The sequence below is a fragment of the Stappia sp. ES.058 genome (genome assembly GCF_900105595.1).
Lineage (GTDB): Bacteria > Pseudomonadota > Alphaproteobacteria > Rhizobiales > Stappiaceae > Stappia.
In genome coordinates, this window is record NZ_LT629784.1 from 3249627 (window position 1) to 3273228 (window position 23602).

The window sequence follows — 23602 nt, forward strand, 5'->3', positions numbered from 1 at the left end:
CATGAGCAAGACCGAAAACCTTCTCTACCTCGACGGCGTCAGCGTCTCCTTCGACGGTTTCAAGGCGCTCAACAACCTGTCGTTCCTGATCGGGCGCAACGAGATGCGCGCGATCATCGGCCCGAACGGCGCCGGCAAAACGACGATGATGGACGTGATCACCGGCAAGACCCGACCCGACGAGGGCGAACTTCGCTTCGATGGCAAGATCGACCTCACGGCCCACGACGAGGCGGAGATCGCCGGCTTCGGCATTGGCCGCAAGTTCCAGAAACCGACCGTGTTTGAAAACCAGAGCGTGCGCGACAACCTGATGCTGGCGCTCAAGGCCCCGCGCGGGCCTTTCGCAACGCTGTTTCACCGCGACGACGCCGCCGGGCGCACGCGGATCGACGAACTGCTCGCAACCGTCCGTCTTGGCGCGCGCCAGGACGACCTCGCCGGCGATCTCAGCCACGGCCAGAAGCAGTGGCTGGAAATCGGCATGCTGCTGGCGCAGGACCCGGACCTGCTTCTGATCGACGAACCGGCTGCCGGCATGACCGATGCGGAAACGGCGGCGACCGCCGATCTCCTGCGCGAGATCGCCAGGACCCATTCGGTCGTGGTGGTGGAGCACGACATGGCCTTCGTGCGCGCGCTCGGCGTGAAAGTCACCGTGCTGCACGAAGGCTCGGTCTTGGCCGAAGGCTCGCTCGATCATGTTTCCAACGACCAGAAGGTGATCGATGTCTATCTCGGACGCTGACGTTTTGCTCAAAGGTCCCGCCCCATGCTGACTGTCGACACCATCGATCTCCACTACGGCGCGGCCCAGGCGTTGAAAGGCGTGAGCCTCAGCGCAAAGACGGGGGAGATCACCTGCGTGATGGGCCGAAACGGCGTCGGCAAGACCTCGACGCTGCGCGCGATCGCCGGCCAGCATCCCGTCACGCGCGGCACGATCCATTGGGAAGGCACGGATATCACCCGCCTGTCGGCATTCCGGCGCGCGCGTCGCGGCATATCCATCGTGCCGCAGGGGCGCGACATCTTTCCGCTGTTGAGTGTGAAGGAAAATCTGGAGACGGGTTTCGCGCCGCTTCCCCGTAAGGAGCGTTTCGTGCCCGACACCGTGTTCGAATTGTTTCCGGTCCTGAAGGACATGCTGTCGCGGCGCGGCGGCGATCTGTCGGGCGGCCAGCAGCAGCAGCTTGCGATTGCCCGCGCCATCGTCATGCGCCCGCGCCTGCTTATTCTCGACGAGCCGACGGAAGGCATCCAGCCCTCGATCATCAAGGATATTGGCCGGGCCATCGCCTTCCTGCGCGAAACCGGCGACATGGCGATCGTGCTCGTGGAACAGTACTTCGAGTTCGCCCGCGATCTCGCCGACCGCTTCGCGGTGATGGATCGCGGCGAGGTCGTGCTTGCCGGCGCACGCGACGAACTGGACGAGCGCGAAGTGCGCTCCCACCTCACCGTTTGAGGCGAACCTGGCCCGGTCGCGCCCGATATAGGGCCCAAGCGCGCGCGTCAGCCGCGGCCGATGTAAGGCATGTTCGTCGCCATCACGGTCATGAACTGGACGTTCGCATCGAGCGGCAGCCCTGCCATATGGAGCACGGAGCTTGCGACATGGGCCGCGTCCATCACCGGTTCGGCGCGCACGGATCCATCGGGTTGCGGCACGCCTTCCGGCATTTTCGCGGTCATGTCGGAAGCGGCGTTGCCTATGTCGATCTGGCCGCAGGCGATGTTGCAGGCCCGCCCGTCGAGCGAGATCGAGCGTGTCAGCCCGGTGATCGCATGCTTGGAGGCGGTATAGGCAACAGACCCCGGCCGGGGAACATGGGCGGAAATCGACCCGTTGTTGATGATCCGGCCACCCTGGGGGTCCTGCGCGCGCATCTGGATGAAGGCGGACCGCGCGACCAGAAACGCGCCGTCGACGTTCACCGACATCACCTTGCGCCAGTCGGCGAAGGACAAATCCCCGATCGGCGTGCCGAGCACCGAGGTGCCGGCGTTGTTAAAGACGACATCGAGACGCCCGAATCGGTCCCTGATGGCTTCGAACAGCGCGTCGACCGCCATCGGATCGCTGACGTCGCAGGGCACGCAAAGCGCGTCGTTCCGGTCGATGCCAGCCTCCGTGACCGCGCTGTCGAGAAGCTCCGAGCGCCGGCCGGCGAGCACCGTACGGTATCCGGCCTTCATGAAGGCGAGCGCGCAGGCACGTCCCACCCCCGCGGTTGCCCCTGTCACAAGCGCCACGTCGCCCTGCCCCGTCATCGATGACCTCCCAATGCAGATTTGTCTTGGGCGTCACAATGCGCGAGAGCAATCCGCGAAGGCAAGCCCGCGCGAACGGACTTATCGACGCCGGCGGGTCGAAAGGTCAGACGAAATTTCGAGCGATCATGTACCCTGCCAAGGCGGAGACACCGGTGACGAAGGTGCCCCAACTCACATCGACGAGGGTCACGACCACAGGCCAGTCGCGCAGCGTCGCCAGATTGGTGAAGTCGTAGGTCGCATAGGCGAAGAAGCCGAAGAGACAACCATAAAGAAGCGCATCCTGCCAACTGGACGACTTGAGCGCCGGGCTGACCGCAAAAATCACGATGCCGATCACATAAACGATGTAAAAAGCGCCAGCGACCGCGAAATTCACCTCATCGGCCATCAAGGCGCCGAGGCGGTCGCGATAAAACGAGCTGGCCACTTGGGTCAGCCACACGTAGTCGATGGCGAAGAACACGACGGCAGTCGCGAGATAGGCAATCGCATAGGACATTCTTCAAACCCTTGTCGCTGTCATACACGGTTAAACGCAGCGGGAAAGCAATCGGTTCACCGCGCAACACAGACAGGGACAACGCGGGGCGGCCAAACGCCACACGCACGGCATTTTCACAGGAAAGCGGGACAAACCGCCCTCGCCCCCCTTCACATGAGTTTGGAATGATTCTAATTTGAGGAAGGTGTTCGCGTATCGCCGATGATGCCGACGAACCGTTTAACGCAGGAGATTCGTTTATGAAGGGCAGTGAGAAGGTTATTGAGCGACTGAACGAGGCGCTCTTGCTCGAGCTAGGAGCCGTCAACCAGTACTGGCTTCACTACCGTATGCTCGACGATTGGGGGCTTGGAAAGCTTGCCAAGAAGGAGCGTGAGGAATCCATCGAGGAAATGCATCACGCCGACAAGATCATCGAGCGGATCATTTTCCTGGAGGGCCACCCGAACCTTCAAAAAGTCGGCGCCTTGCGGATCGGCCAGGACATCAAGGAGGTTCTGGAATCGGATCTTGCCGGCGAGCACGATGCGCGCGCCTCCTATTCCAAGTCCCGCGACATTTGCCACGACGAAGGCGATTACGTCACAATGAAGCTGTTCGAGGAGCTTCTGAAGGACGAGGAAGGCCATATCGATTTCCTCGAAACCCAGCTCGATCTTCTCGAGAAGCTTGGCGTGGAGCGCTATTCTCTCCTCAACGCGACCTCTGCCGACGACGAAGGCTAAATCCCTCCACACCGCCGCGCCTTTGCCAGGCGCGGCGGTGTCGCCAGCACAACGGTCCGCTGCAAGTCCGCACCGAAGCGTGTCTGCGTGCGACGATCCGCCCGTATCACCATGTTGAGACGTCCGGGCCCGCGACGCCGTCGTTGGCGCCCCGTCTGCTTGCCATTAAGCTCTCGTTTAAATCGCAGACATAAAATTCGACAACCGTTTTTCGATTATTGCTTTATGATCGATGGGCATTCACCCGTCAGGCCGGTCCCGATCCGGCACGCCGCCAGGCCGGGGAGGCATTGCCAGGCGACATCGCCGGGCTATGCGGCGGATCCAGGAAAGGAAGGGGCATATGCCGCTCCAGCCCGGCTTCGATTTTACCGAGGCGACTGCGATGATTGCCCTCTCGCAGGCAATCTATGGCGTTCCCGCCATTCCGGTACCCACGCCGAGCCCGAAGTCATTGGGCTGGTCGAAGGTCGATGCCTTGTCTCCTGCCGGTCCAACTCTGCTCGACAACTTCTGGCAGGTCTGGCGCAACGACGCCCGGCCCAACCAGTATGCCATCGTCGTTCGGGGGACGATCGACAGCAAGGCGAGCATCCTTGCAGACCTGCTGTTTCCGCTTGTCGACGCAAGGCTTGATCTCTCCATCGAGACCGGCGGCTTCAAACTCGACTTCCCGTTCCACCTGGCCCGCGACGAACGCGGGAGCGCGGTGGTCGCGGGAACCCATTTGGGGTTCAGCCTGAGTCTCTTCCTGATGCTCCTGACAACGAACCGGCCGCTTCTTGCCACACTCTCCGCCCTGGCGCTCGATCCGGACGCGGAAATTCTCGTCACCGGCCACAGCCAGGGCGCATCGATCGCAACGCTTCTGACGTCCTTTGTCCGCCATGCCTCCGGGATTTTCTCCCCGATTTCCAACCCCTCCTACAAGACCTATGTCTTTGCACCGGCCAAACCGGGAAACGATCACTATGGCTACGATTTCTCAGCCATCGCCGGCGCCAAGGGAATGGGCTGGACCATCGTGAGCACACAAGGGTGGGTGCCACAGGTACCCTTCACCCTTCAGATCCCGGGCGACATCAACACCCCCAATCCCTTGCGCGACTATGCCGGCATCCGCAACATCAACATCGATCCCCGCGTTGCAGCCCTATGCGCGACGGTCGAGCCCTCGATCGAGGACGCACGCCGGCAGATAATCACACATGCGTATCGAACCGCCGATAGCCTCAAGGAAAAGCTTCGGACCGAAAGGCTCGCCTTCCGCGACACGCTTCCGGGAGTCCCGGAGGCGAGCGAACTGAACGGATCGTGCCTTGCGGGAACGATCGACAACATCCTCTCGCATATCCAGCTGTCGCTGAATTTCGCGACGGCCGGAGCGCTGGTCCCTCTCTTCGCCGTGCCGGGCGACAACCCGGATGATCCGACGGATTTCTTCTGGCAGCATCATCTCGGCAATTACTGGACATATCTGCAAGCGCAATACGACCTCTCCTGATCCAAGCTCCGTCAAGACGGGCAAAGCACAACGGCGCAGACCCCTCTTGTCATTGGCTGCCCCTCGCGGCACTCTCCGGCGAAGGGTGCCGGTCGCGCCCGAACGGGGGACACGCGCATGCGAATGATCGGTCTTGCTCTGGCGGTTGGCGCCGCTCTTCTTCACGTTACGGCGGCACAGGCTGCCTGCCCCGATACGGCAACGGTAGACACCTTTGTTGCCGATCGAGCAGCAGCCCGCCCCGCAGCACCCCCGATAGCCGCCGGCGCGTCGCTTGAAGACGGGTTTTGCGCCCAGGCAATGGTCGTTGAACGGCTCACGAAGGACCTCGGCCCCATCGTCGGTTACAAGGCGGGCCTCACCTCGCCTCCCGCGCAAAAGGCGTTCGGTGTCACAGAACCCGTATTCGGCACACTCCTGCGCGACATGATCCTCAAGCCGGGAGCAAGCGTTCGCGCGGCCGATGCCGTGCGCGCCCTGTTCGAGGCCGATCTGATCGTCGAGATCGGCGACACCGCCGTGAACGATGCGACGACACCCGCCGAGGTGCTCGCCTCTGTTCGGGGCGTGCGTCCGTTTCTGGAGCTTCCGGCCCTGGTCGCGCCAGCCGAGACCCGGTTCGACGGCCCGGTGATCACTGCCATCAATGTCGGCGCCTGGCGGGGCGTCATGGGCGATCTCATCGAGATCCCGAAAGGAGACGCCGGTGTCTCCATGCTGGCCGACTTCACCGCCCGGCTTTCCGACGAGGCAACCGGCGAAACCATCTCGGCAGCACCTGGAAGGGCCGTTCTCGGCCATCCGCTGAACGCCGTGATCTGGATCGCCGGCGTGCTTAAGGCTCAAGGCAAGGCGCTGAAACCCGGCGATCTCGTCTCCGTGGGTTCCATTGGCCCGCTCAACCCGATGAAACCGGGCCTGAGCGTGCGCCTCACCTACGATGGTCTTCCCGGCACGCCGAGCGTGACCGCATCCTTCCGGTAGAAAACGGGACCGGCTCAGCGCTTCTTCTTGTTGAAAGCCGCTGCAAGCGCCGCCGCCATGGCGCCATCGCCCGAGTCACTGTCCGACCCGCGCCCCTGTGAACCGCCGCCACCCTTCGGCCGCGGCTTGTCCGGTGCGCCGCCCTTCGGGCCACGCCCGCGCGGGTCGCGTCCGCCGGGATTGGAGCCGCGTGCGTCCTGCTGGTCGCCGGTCCCGGTCTCCTTGCGCATCGTGAGCGCGATGCGCTTGCGCGGCATGTCGACCTCAAGCACCCGCACCCGGACGATCTCGCCGGCCTTCACGACCTCGGCCGGGTCCCGCACGAAGCGGTCGGCAATCTGGGAGACATGGACCAGCCCGTCCTGATGGACGCCGATATCGACAAAAGCGCCGAAGTTGGTGACATTGGTGACCGTGCCCTCAAGCGCCATGCCGGGCTTGAGATCGGACATGGTCTCCACACCGTCCTGAAGCCTTGCGGTGCGAAACTCCGGGCGCGGATCACGGCCGGGCTTTTCCAGCTCCAGCAGGATATCGCGCACGGTGGGTAGGCCGAAGGTTTCGTCGACGAAATCTTCCGGGTCGAGTGCCTTCAGCCGCTGGGCATTGCCCATGACCTCGGACAAGGGCCGCCCGCACGCCTTCACGATGCGCTTTGCCACCGGATAGGCCTCGGGGTGCACGGACGAGGCGTCGAGCGGATTATCGCCCCCTGGAATACGGAGGAAGCCGGCGCATTGTTCGAACGCCTTCGGCCCGAGACGGGCGACGGCGAGCAGATCCTTGCGCGCCCGGAACGCGCCGTTTTCGTCGCGATGCGCCACGACCGCATCCGCCAGCCCGGCTGAGAGACCCGACACGCGGGTGAAAAGCGGCGCGGACGCCGTGTTGAGATCGACGCCAACGGCATTCACCGCATCCTCGACAACGGCGTCGAGCGAACGCGCGAGCTTGGTCTGGTTCACGTCGTGCTGATACTGCCCGACGCCAATCGACTTCGGCTCGATCTTGACCAGTTCCGCCAGCGGATCCTGCAGGCGGCGCGCAATCGAGGCGGCGCCGCGCAGCGAGACGTCGACACCGGGCAATTCTCGCGCGGCAAGAGCGCTTGCCGAATAAATGGAAGCGCCCGCTTCATTGACGATCACCTTCACGGGCCGCGCCGCAACCGGAATGTCGCCCATCAAATCGCCGACCAGCCGGTCGGTCTCGCGGCTCGCGGTTCCGTTACCGATGGCGACCAGTGCAATTTTATGCTTCGCGATCAACGCCAGAAGTGTAGCCCGCGCCCCTGAAACATCATTGCGCGGCTGAAACGGATAGACCGTTGCCGTTTCCACCAGCTTGCCGGTTGCATCGACCACCGCGACCTTGACACCCGTGCGGATGCCGGGATCGAGACCGAGCACGGTCGAGTGACCCGCCGGCGCGGCCAGCAACAGATCCTTTAGATTGCGGGCGAAGACATTGATTGCCTCATCCTCGGAGCGTTCGCGCAATTGCGTCATCAGGTCGAGTTCCAGATGCAGCGCGAGCTTCACCCGCCAGGCCCAGCGCGCCGTCTCGCAAAGCCAGCGGTCCGCCGGACGCTCTTCGTCCGAGATCCCCGCCGCCGCCATCACCATGCGCTCGACCGGCTTGACCGGCGCGGTGTCTTCCGCATCGACATTGAGATCGAGCGCCAGAATGCCTTCATTGCGCCCGCGCAAAAGCGCCAGCGCGCGGTGGCTTGGAATGTCCGCCCATTTTTCCCGGTAGTCGAAATAGTCGGAAAACTTTGCGCCCGCTTCTTGCTGCCCTTCGACAACACGCGACTGCACGACACCGCCTCGCATCAAATGCTGACGCAACCGACCGACGAGGGCTGCATCTTCCGAAAAGCGCTCCATCAGGATCTGGCGCGCGCCATCAAGTGCGGCCTTTTCGTCGGCAACGCCCTTTTCTGCGTCGATGTAAGGGGCGGCCTCTGCCTGCGGGTCGCGCCTCGGGTCGCCAATGAGCGCGTCGGCCAAGGGCTCAAGGCCCGCCTCACGCGCGATCTGCGCCTTGGTGCGGCGCTTCTTCTTGTAGGGAAGATAGAGATCCTCAAGCTGCGCCTTGGTTTCCGCCGCCACGATCTTTCCCGCGAGATCGGCGTCGAGCTTGCCCTGCTCCTCGATCGACTTGACGATGGCCGCGCGCCGGTCTTCCATCTCGCGCAGATAGACGAGCCGCTCCTCCAGCGTGCGCAATTGCGTATCGTCCAGTCCGCCGGTCGCTTCCTTGCGATAGCGCGCGACGAAGGGAACCGTCGCCCCGCCATCGAGCATTTCCACCGTGGCGACAACCTGCTCGGACCGGCAGCCGAGTTCCGCCGCGATGCGGGCGCTGATCCGGGCGAGAAGATCCTTCGCGCGGGCCGGGTCGTCTTTCGGGCCGGCGGAAGCGGGAGCGGAAGCGGGAGCGGGAGCTTGGGTTTCGATCATTGGAGATATCTGTCCTGAAAAAATGTCGGTTCGACGGCACAGGAGGGTGGATTTCGACGCCTCAGCGCACCACGGTGATGCGGTGGGCGGCGCGGGTCACGGCGGTGTAGAGCCAGCGGTCGCGGTATTCTCGAAAGGCGTAGCTTTCATCAAAAAGCACGATGTCGTCCCATTGCGAGCCCTGCGCCTTGTGAACCGTCAGCGCGTAACCGTAGTCGAATTCGTCGGAGCGCCGACGGATGGCATAGGGGAGTTGTTCGGCCCCGTCCTCGAAGAGGCCCGGCAGCACCTTGACGGAAATCTTCGCCTTGCCGCCGGCCTCGTCCTCCGGTTTCACATCGAAACGCAGCGTGTTGCCGCGCGAGGGCCTGAGCCGCGCCACGGTCCACAGACCGCCGTTCAAAAGCCCCTTGGCCTTGTCATTCCTGAGGCAGACGAGCTTGTCTCCGACCGCCGGCATCTGGGTGGTGAAGCCCTTGAGTTCGCGGATCCGGCCGTTGTAGAGCCGCCGTGTGCGATTGGTCCCGACAAGCACCTGATCGGCGGCAAGGATCGCCTCGGCATCGATCTCCCGGCGCGAGATGATGCGGCTGTCGCCATAGGTGCCGGGATCGAGCGTTCCGCCCTCGCGGATCAGCATCGACATGTGCACGATCGGATTGTCGCGTGCCTGTCGGTGGACCTCCGTCAGCATGATGTCCGGCTCGGCCTCGGTGAAGAAGCCGCCGCCCTTGACCGGCGGCAACTGCGCCGGGTCGCCCAGCACCAGCACCGGCGTGCCGAACGACAGCAGATCGCGTCCGAGATCCTCATCGACCATCGAGCATTCGTCGATGACGATCAGCTTGGCCTTGGCAGCGACGCTGTCGCGATTGATCGAGAAGCTCGGTCCGCCCTCTTCGTCGTCGGTCTCTTCCTTGTGACCGCGTGGGCGATAGATCATCGCATGAATGGTCGTTGCCCCGTCGCAGCCCTTCTGGCGCAGCACATGCGCCGCCTTGCCGGTGAAGGCGCCGAAGGCGACGTCCCCGTCGATACCCGCCGCCAGATGCCGGGCGAGCGTCGTCTTGCCCGTTCCGGCAAAGCCGAACAGCCTGAATACCTGCTTGTCGCGCGATTTCAGCCAGCGCGCCGTTTCTGCGAGCGCGGCTTCCTGCTGCGGTGACCAATCCATGAAGCGATTCCCGTTGCCAACCGCCCCTGTGTACCTGCTTTGTGCCCCATTGGGCACCCCGCAAGTCCGGCGTTATTGCGGGGCGGGATAGACCTTCACCCCCGTGCCGGTCACGGAAAAACCGGCCATATAGGGATCGCGCGGGTCGAGCGTGATCTGCGAGGTTCCGGTGCGGACCGCCCAGCCCTCGATGGTGGGAACGATGGCCGGCAGATCGCCCACCCGTGTTTCTTCCTTCACGCCACCGGTAAAAAGCGAGCCGATCACGCTTTCATGCACGAAACTGTCGCCGGTCTTGAGCCGCCCGCGCGCGTGCAATTGCGCCAGCCGCGCCGAAGTTCCGGTACCACAGGGGCTGCGGTCGATCGCCCTGTCGCCGTAAAAGACCGCGTTGCGCGCATCCGCGCCCGGCTGGGTCGCGGGCCCCGTCCACTGCACATGGGTGATGCCGCGAATGCGCGGATCGAGCGGATGTGCCATCTCGAAGGTCTGGTTGAGACGCTCGCGCAGAACCGGACTGATCGACACCAGACGGTCGACCTCGACGGATCCGACGCCGGGGAAGTTTTCCTGCGGCTCGATGATCGCATAGAAGTTTCCGCCATAGGCGACATCGAACGTAATTCGTCCAAGCTCCGGGCAGTCGATCTCCAGATCGCGGGCCGCCAGAAACGCCGGCACGTTGGTCAGCCGGACGGAGGCAACATGCTCGCCGTCCATCGTGTATTCGGCGGTGACCAGCCCGGCAGGCGTATCGAGGCGCACGATGCCGGGTGTCGCAGGATGGATCAGCCCCTCCTCAAGCCCCATCGTCACGGTGCCGATGGTGCCATGGCCGCACATAGGAAGGCAGCCGGAGGTCTCGATGTAAAGGACACCGATATCGCAGTCGTCCCGCGTCGGCGGATAGAGGATCGTGCCGGACATCATGTCGTGCCCACGCGGCTCGAACATCAGCCCTGTGCGGATCCAGTCGAAACGTTCGAGAAAATCCGCTCGGCGCGCCAGCATCGTGTCTCCGCCAAGCACCGGTCCACCACCGGCGACAAGCCGCACCGGATTGCCGCAAGTGTGTCCGTCGATGCAAAAGAACGTGTGCCGCGCCATCGGCGCCTCTCCTCAAAAACGGTCGATCGCATAGGGCGCGAGATTGATCGCCGGCGTGCGTCCGGCAATCATGTCGGCGACGAGTTCCCCCGTCGTTGCGGCCTGGGTCAAACCATGATGCGCGTGCCCGAAGGCATAACAGACATGCGCGGCGCGACGGCTTTGCGAGATGACCGGCAGACTGTCGGGAAGCGACGGACGAAATCCCATCCAGCGCTCTCCGCCCTCGACCGAAAGCGCCGGCACCATGCGTTTCGCCCGCGACACAAGCGCATCGACCCGCGCCCAGTTCGGTGGTGACGTCAACCCGGCAAACTCCACCATTCCCCCGATCCGCAGTCCCTGCGCGATCGGCGACATCACGAAACCGTAGCCCGCGAGCATGATGAAACGCCGGAAGGACACGCCCGGCTCCGGCACCGTGATGTTGTACCCGCGCTCCGTGTCGAGCGGCACGTCCTCGCCAAGCGACTCGGCCAACCGTTTCGACCACGCGCCGCAGGCGATGACCACCTTGTCGGCATGGAGAACAGGCCCGTCCCGCATTCGCAAACGGGCGCCCCTCTCGGTGTCGATCACGCTCACGACATTTCCCCGCAGGAACGTACCACCGCGCTCGATCACGACCCGTTCCAGATCCAGACACATGGCATGGGGATCGTCGAGATGCGACCAGCCGGGAAGGAACGCCCCGCCGGCAACCGTTGGCCCGAGGTCCGGCTCCATGTCCCGGATTTCATCCGCAGAAAGCTCACGTACCTCGATGCCGTGCTCGCGCTGAAGTTGCCACCCGGCCCGTGCCCTGGCGACCTCACCCGGCTTGTCGAAAACATCGAGACATCCCTCCGCGCGCAGCCGACCGCCGGTGCCGGTTTCCGCCCAAAGCCGCTCCCAAGCCGGCAGCGCCTCGGCATTCAGCGCGGCAATCGCGGACACGGAGCGTTTGAACGCGGCCGGACGCGACGCAGAGAGGAACCGAAGCATCCAGGGGAGAATTGCTGGTGCATAAGACGGACGGACCGACAAGGGCCCGAGCGGATCGAGCAGCCACCCCGGAGCCTTGCGCCAGACGCCCGGCGAGGCCAGCGGCGCGACATCCGTCCAGGCGATGCCGGACGCATTGCCCCGCGACGCGCCTGACCCCGGATCGTTCCGGTCGATGAGCGTCACGGCGTGCCCCCGCGCCAATAGCGTGGCCGCCGTTGCAAGGCCAATGATCCCGGCACCGATGATGTGAACGGAGAAACTGTCTGTCATGTCCTGGAATCAGATCTCCGCATATCCGGCGCGACAATGATCAGCACGGCATTGAAACACCTGGCCAGAAAGGTGTCCAGACCAGCCAGGCCAAGCGATAGCGCGCTCATGATATATCAAGAATATACGCGCGCTTTTCACTCCGCAACCGGCAAATTGACCCGTGCATTGCGTCGGCAGTGCACCAGGATCATGCAGAGCGCCGCGCAGGACAGGCAACTGGCGACGAAGGCCAGGGTCAATGCGGCCCAGGCTCCGGCGAAATCGAAAGCCACGCCGAGCGCGAAAGGGGCAAGGGCGCCGACGATCAGCACCGGTCGTGCGATCCGGCCGAGCAGCACCGCGTAGCCGTCCGCCCCGAACAGATAGAGCGGCAAGGTGCCGCGCACGATGGTGGACAGACCGTTCGACCCGCCATAAAGCGCTGCGAAAACCGCAGCACTCGGCGTACCGACCCCAAAGAGGGACAGGACGGCAAACGCAAGCAGAATGACGCCCCCAGATGTCAGCCCAACGGCAAGAGGCGACACATTGCGGGCGAAGAAAAGCTCAAGAACACGCGCGCCGACCTGGGACGGGCCGATCAGGGTGCCGACCATGACGGCGGCGGTAGCCGGCATGCCCATATCCCGGAGAAGAGCCAGAAGATGCGCGGACAGTCCGACGAACTGGAAGGCCGCGCAGCTGAAGGCGACCGCAAGCAGCATGAAGATGCGCTTGCGCGCAAGCCCGTCGGCAACGACGCCCGCGTCCTCCGTCACCGGGCCGGGCACGGCGGCGGGGCTAGTGCGAAATGCCGGCTGTACGGGGCGCGGCAGCAAGAGATGCAGGGGCAGCGCCACGCATGCGGTCACGGCGGCAAAGACCAGATACGTCTCCCGCCAGCCGTAGGTTTCGAGCAGGAACAGCGTTGTCGGCCATCCGACCGTGGACGCAAATCCGGCTATCAGCGTGAGCGACGTGATCAACCGGCGCGCGCGATGCGCGAACAGGGATCCGAGCGTGGCAAACGCGGGATCGTAAAGCGTCCCCGCCATGCCAAGGCCGAGTACAGTCCAGACCAGAAGATAGGAGACGGGCCCCTCGATAAGAGACATGGCGGCAAGGCCGAGAGCCGCTGTCGCCGAGCCGGTCGCCATGACGCTTCGTCCGCCGAAACGTTCGATCAACCGCCCCGCGCGCGGCGATGCGAGGCCCGCGACGATGAGCGCCAGTGAGAACCCGCTGAGCCCGAAGGCCCGCGACCAGCCGAAGCTGTCGGAGATCTGCGGCACGGCAAGAACAACCGCATAGATCAGCGTGCCGTATCCGATAATTTGGGTGATGCCGAGCAGGAGCACGGCCCGGGTGGCAGGGCTCACCCGGTCAGCTCCGCGCCCGGCAAAGCGCCCCGCATCATCCAGGGAACCGCGTGCGGGTCCGGTTGGCGAAAGCCACGAGGCTCAACATCACCGGCACTTCCACCAGAACGCCGACGACCGTGACGAGGGCCGCGCCCGAGTTCAGACCGAACAGCCCGATGGCGACGGCCACCGCCAGTTCGAAGAAATTCGATGTGCCGATCAGCGCGCAAGGCGCGGCGACCCGGTGCGGAAGCCTCCACAGATAGGCCCAGCCGTAACCAAGCGCAAAGATCCCGTAGGACTGGATCAGGATCGGCACGGCGAGCAGCGCAATCAGCGCAGGGCGCTCCAGGATGACCGGACCCTGGAAACCGAAAAGGAGCACCACGGTCAGCAACAGGCCGAGGATCGAGGCCGGCTTCACTTGCGCGGTGAATTTCGTCACCGCCGGCTCCCCGCCCCGCCCCGTCAGTACAAAGCGGGTCAGCGCGCCGGCGACCAGCGGAATGACCACGTAAAGACCGACCGACAAGAGCAGCGTGTCCCACGGCACGGAGATGTCGGTGACACCCAGGAGCAGCGCAACAATCGGCGCGAACGCGAACACCATTATCACGTCGTTGAGCGAAACCTGCACCAGCGTGTAGTTGGCATCACCCTTGGTGAGCTGCGACCAGATAAACACCATTGCCGTGCAAGGAGCAGCGCCCAGAAGGATCAGCCCGGCGATGTACTGGCTGACATCTTCTTGCGGGATCAGCCCGGAAAACACATGCTTGAAGAACAGGATGCCAAGAGCCGCCATGGTGAAGGGCTTGATCAGCCAATTGACGACAATCGTGATCACCAGCCCCTTGGGCCGTTTGCCCACATCCTTCAGGCTGGTGAAATCGACCGCCACCATCATCGGATAGACCATTGTCCAGATCAGCACGGCGACCAGCAGGTTGACCGACGCGTATTCGAAGTCTGCAAGCCGCGCGAAAACGCCGGGGACGAGGTTGCCAAGAATAACGCCGGAGACGATGCCAAGCCCGACCCAGAGGGAGAGATAGCGTTCAAAGATGCTCATCGTTCAGCTTTCGTGATTTCAGGGGATCGGGAAGGTGCAAAAGGACCGCAGAGCTCGGGCCGCCCCTTGCAGCAGTCGTGCAGCAGGAAATCGAACAGCGCTCGGATACCATCGTGGTCCGCTCGGTAACGGATCGCGCGGCCCGCGCGCTCGGCGCTGATCAGCCCGGCCCGCGCCAGAGCGGCGAGATGCGTGGAGAGCGTGTTGGCCCTGACGTCGAGCTCTTGCGCGAGATCGCCCGCGCCCACGCCCTCCGGTCCCGCTGTCACGAGATGGCGGAAGACATCCAGGCGGGTCTCCTGACCGAGTGCCGACAACGCGGCAATGGCGGCTTTTTTATCCATAATTCGAGATGTATCGAATTAAATAGCCGCGTCAAGCAAAGGTTTGATGACATGCCGCGAAGCGACGCGGCGCGTCTCTCACAAGTCCATACGCACGGTGTGATAATTAGCGCACCGCAAATGCCTCAGGCTGCGGATTTCGCCGCCAGACGCTTCTTGATGCTGGCGACGTCGGCGCGCGGCGTGGCCGCGAACAGCGTCTTGGTGTAGTCGTGCTGCGGATCGGAAAACACCTGATCGCGCGTGCCGTGTTCGACCGCCTCGCCGAAATACATCACCATCACCTCGTCGGCGATGTAGCGCACCACCGACAGGTCGTGGCTGATGAAGACGTAGGTCAGGTCGAACTCGTCCTGCAGGTCGCGCAGAAGATTGAGGATCTGCGCCTGAACGGAGAGGTCCAGCGCGGACACCGGCTCGTCGAGCACCAGCAGCTTCGGGCGCAGCATGATCGCGCGGGCAATCGCCACACGCTGGCGCTGACCGCCCGAGAACATGTGCGGATACCGGCCGTAGTGTTCCGGCGGAAGGCCCACCTTTTCCAGCATGGCAAGTGCTGCATCGCGCCGCTCGGCAGCACCCATCGAGGTGTTGAGCAGCAAGGGCTCCTCGAGCACCGCCCCGATCTTCTGGCGTGGATTGAGCGAGCCGTAAGGGTTCTGGAACACGATCTGCACGGCCTGGCGCATCTCTCGGGTGATGCCGTGGCTGGCGATATCGATGGCCTCGCCGTCGATCTCGATGATGCCGGCGGTCGGCGGATCGATCATCGTGAGCATGCGCGCAAGCGTCGACTTCCCGCAGCCGGATTCCCCGACCACCGCCAGCGTCGAGCCGCGCGCAACGTCGAAGCTCACGCCCTTGACCGCGTGCAGCAGCTTGCTCTTGCCGAACATGCCCCCGCTGATGACGTAGTCGCGCTTCAGGTCGCGGACTTTCAGGATCGGGTCGCTCATGGCTGCACCTCGCGCACATCGGCCTGCATCATCGCCTCATAGTCGGCAACCGTCGGCAGCCGGTCGCCGGTGGCGTTTTCCGGCAGGGCCGACAGCAGTGCCTTGGTATAGGGATGCGAGGGATTCTCGAACAGCGTGAGAACATCCGCCGTCTCCATCTGCTTCCCCTTGTATTGCACGACCACCCGGTCGGCAGTCTCCGCGACCACGCCCATGTCGTGGGTGATCATGATCAGACCCATGCCGGTGTTGCGCTGCATGGTCGTCAGGAGATCGAGGATCTGCTTCTGGATCGTGACGTCGAGCGCCGTTGTCGGCTCGTCCGCGATCAGCAGCTTTGGCTGACAGGCCGTTGCAATCGCGATCATCACGCGCTGACACTGGCCGCCCGACATCTGGTGCGGAAACGCTCCGACCCGGCGCAGCGGATCGGGAATGCCGACAGCCTCCAGCAGTTCGATCGTCTTGTCCTTGCGCTGCTTGCGCGACAGCGACGTATGCGTCTTGAGCACCTCGTCGAGCTGGAAACCGACGGTGAAACACGGGTTGAGACTTGCGATCGGCTCCTGGAAGATCATCGCGATGTCCTTGCCGATCACCTTGCGCCGCTCCGCCGCCGGCATGTCCCGGAGGTCGATGCCCTCGAAGGCCATCAGATCGGCGGTGACCGTCGCGCTGTCCGGCAGGAGCCCCATCACGGCGAGCATGGCGACCGACTTGCCCGAGCCCGATTCCCCGACGATGGCGAGCACCTCGCCGCCCTCGACCGTATAGTCGACGCCGTCGAGCGCGCGGAACGGCCCGGCGGCGGTATCGAATTCCACGCGCAGATTGCGGATTTCAAGAAGGGCCATGCGTCAGCTCCGCTTCAGCTTGGGATCGAGGGCGTCGCGCAAGCCGTCGCCGACGAGATTGATCGCCAAAACGGTGACCAGGATCGCAAGGCCCGGGAAGGTGACCACCCACCAGGCGCGCAGGATGAACTCGCGCGCTTCGGCAAGCATCGTGCCCCATTCCGGCGTTGGCGGCTGCGCGCCCATGCCGAGGAAGCCGAGCGCTGCGGCATCCAGGATTGCGTTGGAAAACGACAGCGTGCCCTGCACGATCAGTGGCGCCAGGCAATTCGGCAGGATCGTCTTGAACATCAGCCGGGTGTTGCCGGCGCCTGCAAGCCGTGCCGCGACGACGTAATCGCGGGTGCGCTCGGTCAGGACGGCCGCACGGGTCAAGCGCACGAAATGCGGCTGCAGCACAATGGCGATGGCAATCATCGCGTTCATCAGCCCCGGCCCGAGCACGGCAACCAGCACCAGCGCCAGCAACAGCGAGGGAAACGCGAGGATCACGTCCATCACCCGCATGATCACCGTGTCCACCCAGCCGCGGAAATAGCCCGCGATCACGCCGATGACGATGCCGCCGGTCAGCGCGATGCCGACGACGACGAGCCCGATGAACAACGAGAACCGTGCGCCGAAAATCAGGCGCGAGAGCATGTCCCGCCCGACCGCGTCGGTGCCCAGCAGGAACATCGAGGTTCCCCCCTCCTGCCAGACCGGCGGAGTGAGGAAGTAGTCGCGATATTGCACATCCGGGTCGTGCGGCGCGACAATGGGCGCGGCCAGCGCCACGATCACCAGGGCGACGAAGACGACGAGACCCGCCACCGCGCCCCTGTTGTGCGAGAAGTAAAACCAGAACTCCGTCAGCATCTTGCGGGTGGCGTTGCGGCTTTCCGCGACGACGACGGCACTCTTGTCGATGGTGCTCATATGTGTGCCTCGACGTTCAATTGTGACGGATGCGCGGATTGATCAGCCCGTAAAGCAGATCAACCGTCAGGTTCACCACCATGACGATGGCGGCGATCATCAACAGCCCGCCCTGCACGACCGGATAGTCACGCCGCGCGATGCTGTCGACCATCCACTTGCCGATGCCGGGCCAGGAAAAGATCGTCTCTGTCAGGATTGCGCCGGCGAGCAGGACGCCGACCTGCAGGCCGATCGTGGTGATTACCGGAATGAGTGCGTTGCGCAGCGCATGAAAACCGACAACCCTGAAAGGCGTCAGCCCCTTCGCACGGGCGGTGCGAACATAGTCCTCGCCAAGCACCTCCAGCATCGCCGAGCGCGTCTGGCGCGCGATCACGGCAAGCGGGATGGTGGCCAGCACGATAGTGGGCAGGATCAGATGCCGCGCGGCGGAGGCGAAGGCCCCCCTTTGCCCCGACAAAAGGCTGTCGATCAGCATGAAGCCGGTGGGCTTGGGGAAGTAGAACATCAGCGAAATGCGGCCCGACACCGGCGTCCACTGCAGAATGCCGGAAAACAGAATGATCAGCAGCAGGCCCCACCAGAAGATCGGCATCGAGTAGCCGATGAGCGCGGTGCCCATGATCGTCTGATCGAAGAAGGACCCGCGCTTGACCGCGGCGAAGATCCCGGCCGGAATGCCGACCGCAACGGCGAGGATGATGGCGCAAAGCGCGAGTTCCGCGGTCGCGGGAAACAGGGTGAAGAACTCGGTCACCACCGGTTTCTTGGTCACGATCGAAATGCCGAGGTCGCCCTGAAGCAATCCGACAAGATAATCGAAATACTGCTCCCAGATCGGCCGGGAAAAGCCGAACTGCTCCATGAGCTCGTTGTAGCGTTCTTCGGTGATGCCACGTTCCCCGGCCAGCAGAAGCACGGGATCGCCGGGCAAAAGGCGAATGAATCCGAAGGCGACGATGGTGACACCGAGAAAAGTCGGCACCAGCAGCGCCAGTCGGCTTATGAGAAAGCGGAACATGGGGTTCATCCAGACGTGCGCGCCGGCCGCGACCGGCCGGCGCGCTTTGCCGCGAGGCGGTGCCGGACCGAAAAGTCACGGCACCGTTCGACTGTCTATTCGGCGATGTCGACGCCGTCGAACCAGTGGCCGCCCAGCGGATCCATGACGTAGCCCGACACCTTGGTCGACATCGGCATGAACACCACCGAATGGGCGATGGTCGCCCACGGCGCCTGCTCCTTGAAGACCACCTGGGCTTCCTCGTAGAGCTTCGTGCGCTCGCCCTTGTCGGAAAGCGTCTTGGCCTTCTGGATCAGGTCCTCGAACGGCTGGTGGCACCACTGCGCGCGGTTGGAACCGCCAACGCCGTCACACCCCAGCAGGACGGCCAGGAAGTTGTCCGGATCGCCGTTGTCCCCCGTCCAGCCGAGAAGCACCGCACCGTCACGGTCGGTTTCCTTGGAGCGCTTGAGGTATTCGCCCCACTCGTAGGACACGATCTCGACCTCGACGCCGACCTTGGCGAAATCCGCCTGGATCACTTCGGCCATGCGCCGGGCGTTGGGGTTGTAGGGACGCTGCACCGGCATTGCCCAGATCTTCATCTTGAGATCCGTGACGCCGGCTTCCTCAAGCATCTTCTTCGCGGCTTCCGGATCGAACGGATCGTCCTCGACAGCCTTGTTGTAGGACCACATCGTCGGCGGGATCGGGTTCTTGGCCGCCTGGCCGGCGCCCTGGAACACGGCGTCCAGAATGGCCTGCTTGTTGATGGCCATGTTGAGCGCCTTGCGCACCTTCGGATTGTCGAACGGCGCCATCTGGGTGTTGTAGGCCAGATAACCGACGTTCAGCCCTTCCTGCTCCAGCAGGTTCAGCGCTTCATCGGCCTTGATGTCGGCGACATCGGCTGGCGCCGGATAGGGAGCCACGTGGCATTCGCCGGCTTTCAGCTTCTGCAGGCGAACCGATGCGTCGGTGGTGATGGCGAAGATCAGATTGTCGATCGGCTGCTTGCCGGCCCAATAGTCGGCAAAGGCCTGATAGCGGATGACCGCGTCTTTCTGATACCCGACGAACTGGAACGGGCCGGTGCCGACCGGAACCTGGTTCATCAGTTCCATCTTGCCGTCAGCTTCGAGCGTGTCGGCATATTCGGCGGACAGGATCGAGGCGAAATCCATCGCCAGATTGGCGAGCATCGGCGCTTCGGGACGATTCAGCACGAACTTGATCGTGTAGTCGTCGACCTTGACGACATCCTTCAGGAGATCCGGCATCGACATGCCGTTGAAATACTCCCAGGAGGCGCCCGGCGTATAGGAATGCCAGGCATGATCCGGGTCGAGCTGACGCGCGAACGAATAGATCACGTCATCGGCATTGAAGTCGCGGGTCGGGGTGAAGCCGTCGACCGAATGGAACTTCACACCCTTGCGCAGATTGAACGTGTACTCGAGCCCGTCGTCGGAAACGCTCCAGCTTTCGGCGAGCCCGGGAATGACCTCGGTTGTTCCACGCTTGAATTCCACAAGTCGGTTGTAAACCGGCTTGGAGGAAGCATCGAAGGTCGTACCGGCCGTGTAAAGCGCAGTATCGAAGCCCTCCGGCGAACCTTCCGAGCAATAGACGAGGGTCTTTGCCGATGCGGCGGACGCCGCGAACATGGCAAGACTGACGCCCATGAGTGCAATTTTCATGGTGCGGCGAATGATCATATTTAAATCTCCCGTTTATTTTTTGGCCGACGCAAACGAACGTTGCGCTCATGCTCGAGCTTGTCCTGTTCCAAGGGCGCGGCCTAATGCGCACAATAGTGCCGCAATCCGGCCCAGACAACAGAATTACAATTTCAAATAAAGGTAATTTTTGGAAAATTGACCCTTTGACACGCCACCTTCCGGAGAGTTCACGCGCAGTGTAGCCAAGCTGCCGCATTTCGCCATTGCGCGCTTGCCGGACGGCTGACCGACAGGTTCGGCGCAAGCCGGGCAATGCGGTGCAGGCCGGCGGCAGCCGAAAGGTCCGGCGCGCGCCTGCTACCGTTTCCGGGCGCGCCAGGGTGTAGATCCACAAATGGGATTGCCATGGTTTGAGGTGGATTGCGTCTCGTCAAGAAACGGCAAGCGCCGAGGAATGCGAACATTTTCAATGCCTATCGCGACGAAGAGGAGGCGCAATCCGGCCAAATCCGGCGGACATGGAAATGGCCTCGCACCGCGTCGTCAGTACGCTCGCCCGGGCACACGTCCCGCGCTGCACGCCCTTCCTCGCGATATTTCGCCAGCTTCCATGCCATGTCAGCCTCATTCATGGGCCACACCCTAGGGTCAGGACCTGTTGCCATGACTGAAATGGCGGTCGAGATGACGAGAGATGCAAGGAAAAGCCCAGAGAGCGCGGCCGTTCCCCCGGTCGAGGGCTTTGACGCCGCAGGTCGACGTCAGCTCGGCCGTCCTTCGGATCAGGGTGGATCCGCACGGGATACCATGTCGCAATCCCTTGAAAGGCTCCAGCCTTCCTGCGGGCTTGCCCTCGTATCCGCACAAATCCGCTCCGGCCATCGCAGTCATATCAACAGGTCCTGAGCCTAGAGCTCGTCATCGCCTTCGGGCATGTCTGACCGCGAAACCGGCGTGTTGCGGCCGGGCTTTTGCGGCTTGCGCTCGGCGCGCACGCTCCCGTCCTCGGGTTTGGGGAGCTCCTTCTCGTCGCCACCCTCAAGCGCCACCTGAGAGCCCGCGGCATGATAGGTAACCTGCGGGAACGGGATCTCGATGCCGCGCTCGTCAAACACCGTCTTGACGTGTTCGTTGTAGGCGCGGCCGATGGCCCATTGCGTGCCCGGCGTCGTCTTGATGCGCGCACGCACAGTGATCGCGCTGTCACCGAACATTGTGACGCCATGCATCTCCAGCGGCTCCAGGATGTCAGCGCCCAGGTCGCCGTCCTTCAGGCGATCGAAGGCGACATGCATGGCCATCTTCACATCCGAGATGTCGCTGTCGTAGGCAACGCCGATCGCGGCGACATGATAGGCATAGTCGCGCATGAAGTTCGCCACCTGGTCGACCGTGGAGAACGGGATCACATGCGCCGTGCCGTCGAGATCGCGCAAACACACGGAGCGGATGGTGAGCTTCTCGACCACGCCCGTGACACCGCCAAGGGTTACCACATCGCCTTCGTTCATCGCGTTTTCCAACTGGATGAACGCACCGGTGATGATGTCCTGCACCAGCTTTTGCGAACCGAAGGAGATCGCCAGGCCGAAAACACCGGCACCGGCGATCAGCGGGCCGATGTTGACGCCGATCTCCGACAGCCCCAGCAGGGTCGCCATCACCACGAGAATGATTGAGAAGGCGTTGCGGAACAGGCCGAAAAGGGTCTTTTCACGCGAGGTCGGAAGCCGGCCGCGCGGATTGAGCCTGAGATCCACCCAGGACATCACCGAAAGCCAGATCAGGAAGGCGATCAACACCACGATGCCGGCAGAAAGAGCCCGGCCGATCCAGTCCTGTCCGTCCGTGGAGGAAAACCAGTTCAGGACATCGATTGCGCCCCAGGCCTGAAAGACGGCAAGCACCACACCCAGGAACACGCCGAACCGAAGGATGGCGAGCATTCTTGGAATAAAGGAATTGAGACGCCTTTCCAGCAACGGCAGCCGCGCGTGCACGCTCGCCGGCAGCCGGACCCCGCCTGTAATCGTCCGCGTCAAGGCCAGCGACACGAGCGTGCCGATCATCACAGCGAGCACCGAAAACACCGACGCCCGGATCATGACGGTGGTGGCGTCGAACGGACGCGCCAGCCACACCGTGAGCAGGAGAAGCACATAGAAGATCGCCAGCACATGCCAGCTGCGCGCCACGAGCTCGATCGCACCGGATGCGACCGCATTCGACCGATCCGAGGCGTACTCGAGGATCCGGTCGCGCGTGGCCTTGCGGTTTCGCAAAACAGCCACGATCGCCATGAGCACGCTGGTCAGCACGATGATCATTCTGAGCGAATTCGCAAGCAGGAACGAGATGTTGTTCGACACCAGCGGCACGACGACCATCGTCCCGTAGCCCAGCACGTTGAAGATCCAGAACAACCGGCGCCGCCAATAGAGCGCCTGGGCGTCATCGAGCGGAACCAGCCGCAATGCGCTGAAACGGGGGCTGAGTGCGAAGCGGGTGCTGACCTTCGCGACCTGGACGAAGAAAAAGGCATTCAGGAAGAGCGATTCAACCAGTTCCACCCTATGCTCTTCCGCACCGGTGAAAACCGCGGCGATATAGCCGACGCCCAGCGCGATCGCCACCACGACCGCTTCGCTGATCGCACGCGCCAGAAGCAGGCTGACCCGCTTGAAGATTGTCGCTTTCTCCGCGCCAACCACCAGACGCGCGAACGCCCGGTCGGCAAGTCTGCGCAAGCCGAAAGCGGTGAAGAACAGGAGAGCACCGAGCAACACAAGTTGAACCGCAATACCCTGAACGGCCTTCCAATCGGCCCCGAGACTGTAGGACAACGCCGTCGGCAAAGCCGTGAACGCCCTTTGGATTTTCTGCAGGAAACCGATGCCTTCATTGATGAGGTTCTCGGTGAAGGTCGCCACCTGCACCGCGATATGCGGTGCTGCGGCCTTTTCCTCAGCGGCCTCCTGCCCAGCACCGGGCTGCGCTGTTCCATCGCCGTCAGCCTGCCCGCCCGCGTCCGGGGCGACTTCGGCACCCTGTTGCGCCCCGTCGGCCGTCTGATCGCCATTGCCGGATGCACCCGCTCCAGCGACTCCGTCGGTGGCTCTGCCGAACTGCCCGCCAAGATAGTCGATCAGCGCCTGGCGCGCGCCGGGATCCTGGAGCAGCCGGATCAACGCATCGGCGCTCTCGGCCGTAGTGGCCGATGTCTCCGCCGACCCCGCGCTCCCGCCGTCCTGCGCCGGGTCTTGAGATTGCCCGAAAGCCGGCGTGAAGCCGGTGAGTGAAACGAGCAGGGCAACCAGCACGGCGGCGAAGCGAAAACGCTGCATGACAACTCCAAAAAGAGAAGCCGGTCGCATCGGGCAGCCGACCGGCATGAGTTCTTGGCAGGCCAGGTTCATGCGAGGACACATG

Annotated in this window: 20 protein-coding genes; 5 read left to right on the top strand and 15 right to left on the bottom strand. The window is 63.4% G+C overall.

What is annotated here, in order from left to right; all coding sequences use genetic code 11:
• Window position 1: 1 nt before the first annotated feature.
• On the top strand, window positions 2-748 hold the full coding sequence (urtD, locus tag BLU32_RS15085) for an urea ABC transporter ATP-binding protein UrtD (RefSeq protein ID WP_093808288.1): 747 nt from the start codon (window positions 2-4) through the stop codon (window positions 746-748).
• A gap of 24 nt (window positions 749-772) precedes the next feature.
• Window positions 773-1468 carry an urea ABC transporter ATP-binding subunit UrtE gene (gene urtE, locus BLU32_RS15090; protein WP_093808290.1) on the top strand — a complete coding sequence of 232 codons (696 nt, stop codon included), beginning with the start codon at window positions 773-775 and terminating at the stop codon, window positions 1466-1468.
• Window positions 1469-1515: 47 nt separating this feature from the next.
• Here the strand turns inward: urtE and BLU32_RS15095 are convergent, their stop codons facing one another.
• Complete coding sequence (locus BLU32_RS15095; protein ID WP_093808292.1) at window positions 1516-2274, bottom strand: SDR family oxidoreductase; 759 nt, start codon at window positions 2272-2274, stop codon at window positions 1516-1518.
• 106 nt (window positions 2275-2380) lie between these two features.
• Window positions 2381-2779 (bottom strand): DUF2177 family protein, encoded by a 399-nt coding sequence (locus tag BLU32_RS15100; protein ID WP_093808294.1) that lies wholly within the window; start codon window positions 2777-2779, stop codon window positions 2381-2383.
• A 242-nt stretch (window positions 2780-3021) separates the two neighbouring features.
• Here BLU32_RS15100 and bfr point away from each other — a divergent pair, with 242 nt between their 5' ends.
• From bfr to BLU32_RS15115, 3 genes are all read left to right on the top strand, one after another.
• Window positions 3022-3507 (top strand): bacterioferritin, encoded by a 486-nt coding sequence (gene bfr, locus BLU32_RS15105; protein WP_093808296.1) that lies wholly within the window; start codon window positions 3022-3024, stop codon window positions 3505-3507.
• 343 nt (window positions 3508-3850) lie between these two features.
• Entirely contained in the window at window positions 3851-5011 is a 1161-nt protein-coding gene (locus BLU32_RS15110; RefSeq protein ID WP_157727704.1) for a lipase family protein, read from the top strand.
• Between the two features lie 123 nt (window positions 5012-5134).
• The gene (locus tag BLU32_RS15115) at window positions 5135-5995 is read left to right on the top strand and encodes a 2-keto-4-pentenoate hydratase (RefSeq protein ID WP_157727705.1); all 861 of its coding nucleotides are present in this window, start codon (window positions 5135-5137) and stop codon (window positions 5993-5995) included.
• A gap of 14 nt (window positions 5996-6009) precedes the next feature.
• Here BLU32_RS15115 and BLU32_RS15120 read toward each other — a convergent pair whose 3' ends face one another.
• The 13 genes from BLU32_RS15120 to BLU32_RS15180 form a co-directional block, all read right to left on the bottom strand.
• Entirely contained in the window at window positions 6010-8460 is a 2451-nt protein-coding gene (locus BLU32_RS15120; protein WP_093808302.1) for a Tex family protein, read from the bottom strand.
• A 61-nt stretch (window positions 8461-8521) separates the two neighbouring features.
• On the bottom strand, window positions 8522-9634 hold the full coding sequence (locus tag BLU32_RS15125; protein WP_093808304.1) for an ATP-dependent RecD-like DNA helicase: 1113 nt from the start codon (window positions 9632-9634) through the stop codon (window positions 8522-8524).
• Between the two features lie 72 nt (window positions 9635-9706).
• Window positions 9707-10741, bottom strand: a complete 1035-nt coding sequence (locus BLU32_RS15130) for a 4-hydroxyproline epimerase (RefSeq protein WP_093808306.1) — start codon at window positions 10739-10741, stop codon at window positions 9707-9709.
• A 12-nt stretch (window positions 10742-10753) separates the two neighbouring features.
• Window positions 10754-11998: an FAD-binding oxidoreductase gene (locus tag BLU32_RS15135; protein WP_093808308.1), complete on the bottom strand. Its 1245-nt coding sequence runs from the start codon at window positions 11996-11998 to the stop codon at window positions 10754-10756.
• A gap of 137 nt (window positions 11999-12135) precedes the next feature.
• Window positions 12136-13359, bottom strand: a complete 1224-nt coding sequence (locus BLU32_RS15140; RefSeq protein WP_157727706.1) for an MFS transporter — start codon at window positions 13357-13359, stop codon at window positions 12136-12138.
• Between the two features lie 34 nt (window positions 13360-13393).
• A complete protein-coding gene (gene arsB / locus BLU32_RS15145; protein ID WP_093808312.1) occupies window positions 13394-14413 on the bottom strand; it encodes an ACR3 family arsenite efflux transporter in 1020 nt (339 codons plus the stop codon).
• A complete protein-coding gene (locus BLU32_RS15150) occupies window positions 14410-14757 on the bottom strand; it encodes a helix-turn-helix transcriptional regulator (RefSeq protein ID WP_093808314.1) in 348 nt (115 codons plus the stop codon). Before BLU32_RS15150 ends, arsB begins: the two co-directional genes overlap by 4 nt.
• A gap of 125 nt (window positions 14758-14882) precedes the next feature.
• Window positions 14883-15713 (bottom strand): dipeptide ABC transporter ATP-binding protein, encoded by an 831-nt coding sequence (locus BLU32_RS15155; RefSeq protein ID WP_093808316.1) that lies wholly within the window; start codon window positions 15711-15713, stop codon window positions 14883-14885.
• Window positions 15710-16567 carry an ABC transporter ATP-binding protein gene (locus BLU32_RS15160; RefSeq protein ID WP_093808318.1) on the bottom strand — a complete coding sequence of 286 codons (858 nt, stop codon included), beginning with the start codon at window positions 16565-16567 and terminating at the stop codon, window positions 15710-15712. The genes BLU32_RS15155 and BLU32_RS15160 overlap by 4 nt, the downstream gene beginning before the upstream one ends.
• A gap of 3 nt (window positions 16568-16570) precedes the next feature.
• Window positions 16571-17485, bottom strand: a complete 915-nt coding sequence (locus BLU32_RS15165; RefSeq protein ID WP_093808320.1) for an ABC transporter permease subunit — start codon at window positions 17483-17485, stop codon at window positions 16571-16573.
• Between the two features lie 16 nt (window positions 17486-17501).
• A complete protein-coding gene (locus tag BLU32_RS15170) occupies window positions 17502-18509 on the bottom strand; it encodes an ABC transporter permease subunit (RefSeq protein ID WP_093808322.1) in 1008 nt (335 codons plus the stop codon).
• Between the two features lie 95 nt (window positions 18510-18604).
• Entirely contained in the window at window positions 18605-20209 is a 1605-nt protein-coding gene (locus BLU32_RS15175; protein WP_093808324.1) for an ABC transporter substrate-binding protein, read from the bottom strand.
• A gap of 872 nt (window positions 20210-21081) precedes the next feature.
• On the bottom strand, window positions 21082-23517 hold the full coding sequence (locus BLU32_RS15180; RefSeq protein WP_157727707.1) for a mechanosensitive ion channel domain-containing protein: 2436 nt from the start codon (window positions 23515-23517) through the stop codon (window positions 21082-21084).
• Between the last annotated feature and the right edge of the window lie 85 nt (window positions 23518-23602).

Bases quoted from the DNA above. Each gene is read 5' to 3' on its own strand.
- BLU32_RS15170 (WP_093808322.1), bottom strand. From the start codon at position 18,509: ATGTTCCGCTTTCTCATAAGCCGACTGGCGCTGCTGGTGCCGACTTTT.
- BLU32_RS15160 (WP_093808318.1), bottom strand. From the start codon at position 16,567: ATGGCCCTTCTTGAAATCCGCAATCTGCGCGTGGAATTCGATACCGCC.
- BLU32_RS15135 (WP_093808308.1), bottom strand. From the start codon at position 11,998: ATGACAGACAGTTTCTCCGTTCACATCATCGGTGCCGGGATCATTGGC.
- BLU32_RS15095 (WP_093808292.1), bottom strand. From the start codon at position 2,274: ATGACGGGGCAGGGCGACGTGGCGCTTGTGACAGGGGCAACCGCGGGG.
- BLU32_RS15175 (WP_093808324.1), bottom strand. From the start codon at position 20,209: ATGATCATTCGCCGCACCATGAAAATTGCACTCATGGGCGTCAGTCTT.
- BLU32_RS15115 (WP_157727705.1), top strand. From the start codon at position 5,135: ATGATCGGTCTTGCTCTGGCGGTTGGCGCCGCTCTTCTTCACGTTACG.
- BLU32_RS15165 (WP_093808320.1), bottom strand. From the start codon at position 17,485: ATGAGCACCATCGACAAGAGTGCCGTCGTCGTCGCGGAAAGCCGCAAC.
- BLU32_RS15100 (WP_093808294.1), bottom strand. From the start codon at position 2,779: ATGTCCTATGCGATTGCCTATCTCGCGACTGCCGTCGTGTTCTTCGCC.
- urtD (WP_093808288.1), top strand. From the start codon at position 2: ATGAGCAAGACCGAAAACCTTCTCTACCTCGACGGCGTCAGCGTCTCC.
- BLU32_RS15180 (WP_157727707.1), bottom strand. From the start codon at position 23,517: ATGCAGCGTTTTCGCTTCGCCGCCGTGCTGGTTGCCCTGCTCGTTTCA.
- BLU32_RS15110 (WP_157727704.1), top strand. From the start codon at position 3,851: ATGCCGCTCCAGCCCGGCTTCGATTTTACCGAGGCGACTGCGATGATT.
- bfr (WP_093808296.1), top strand. From the start codon at position 3,022: ATGAAGGGCAGTGAGAAGGTTATTGAGCGACTGAACGAGGCGCTCTTG.
- urtE (WP_093808290.1), top strand. From the start codon at position 773: ATGCTGACTGTCGACACCATCGATCTCCACTACGGCGCGGCCCAGGCG.
- BLU32_RS15150 (WP_093808314.1), bottom strand. From the start codon at position 14,757: ATGGATAAAAAAGCCGCCATTGCCGCGTTGTCGGCACTCGGTCAGGAG.
- BLU32_RS15125 (WP_093808304.1), bottom strand. From the start codon at position 9,634: ATGGATTGGTCACCGCAGCAGGAAGCCGCGCTCGCAGAAACGGCGCGC.
- arsB (WP_093808312.1), bottom strand. From the start codon at position 14,413: ATGAGCATCTTTGAACGCTATCTCTCCCTCTGGGTCGGGCTTGGCATC.
- BLU32_RS15120 (WP_093808302.1), bottom strand. From the start codon at position 8,460: ATGATCGAAACCCAAGCTCCCGCTCCCGCTTCCGCTCCCGCTTCCGCC.
- BLU32_RS15155 (WP_093808316.1), bottom strand. From the start codon at position 15,713: ATGAGCGACCCGATCCTGAAAGTCCGCGACCTGAAGCGCGACTACGTC.
- BLU32_RS15130 (WP_093808306.1), bottom strand. From the start codon at position 10,741: ATGGCGCGGCACACGTTCTTTTGCATCGACGGACACACTTGCGGCAAT.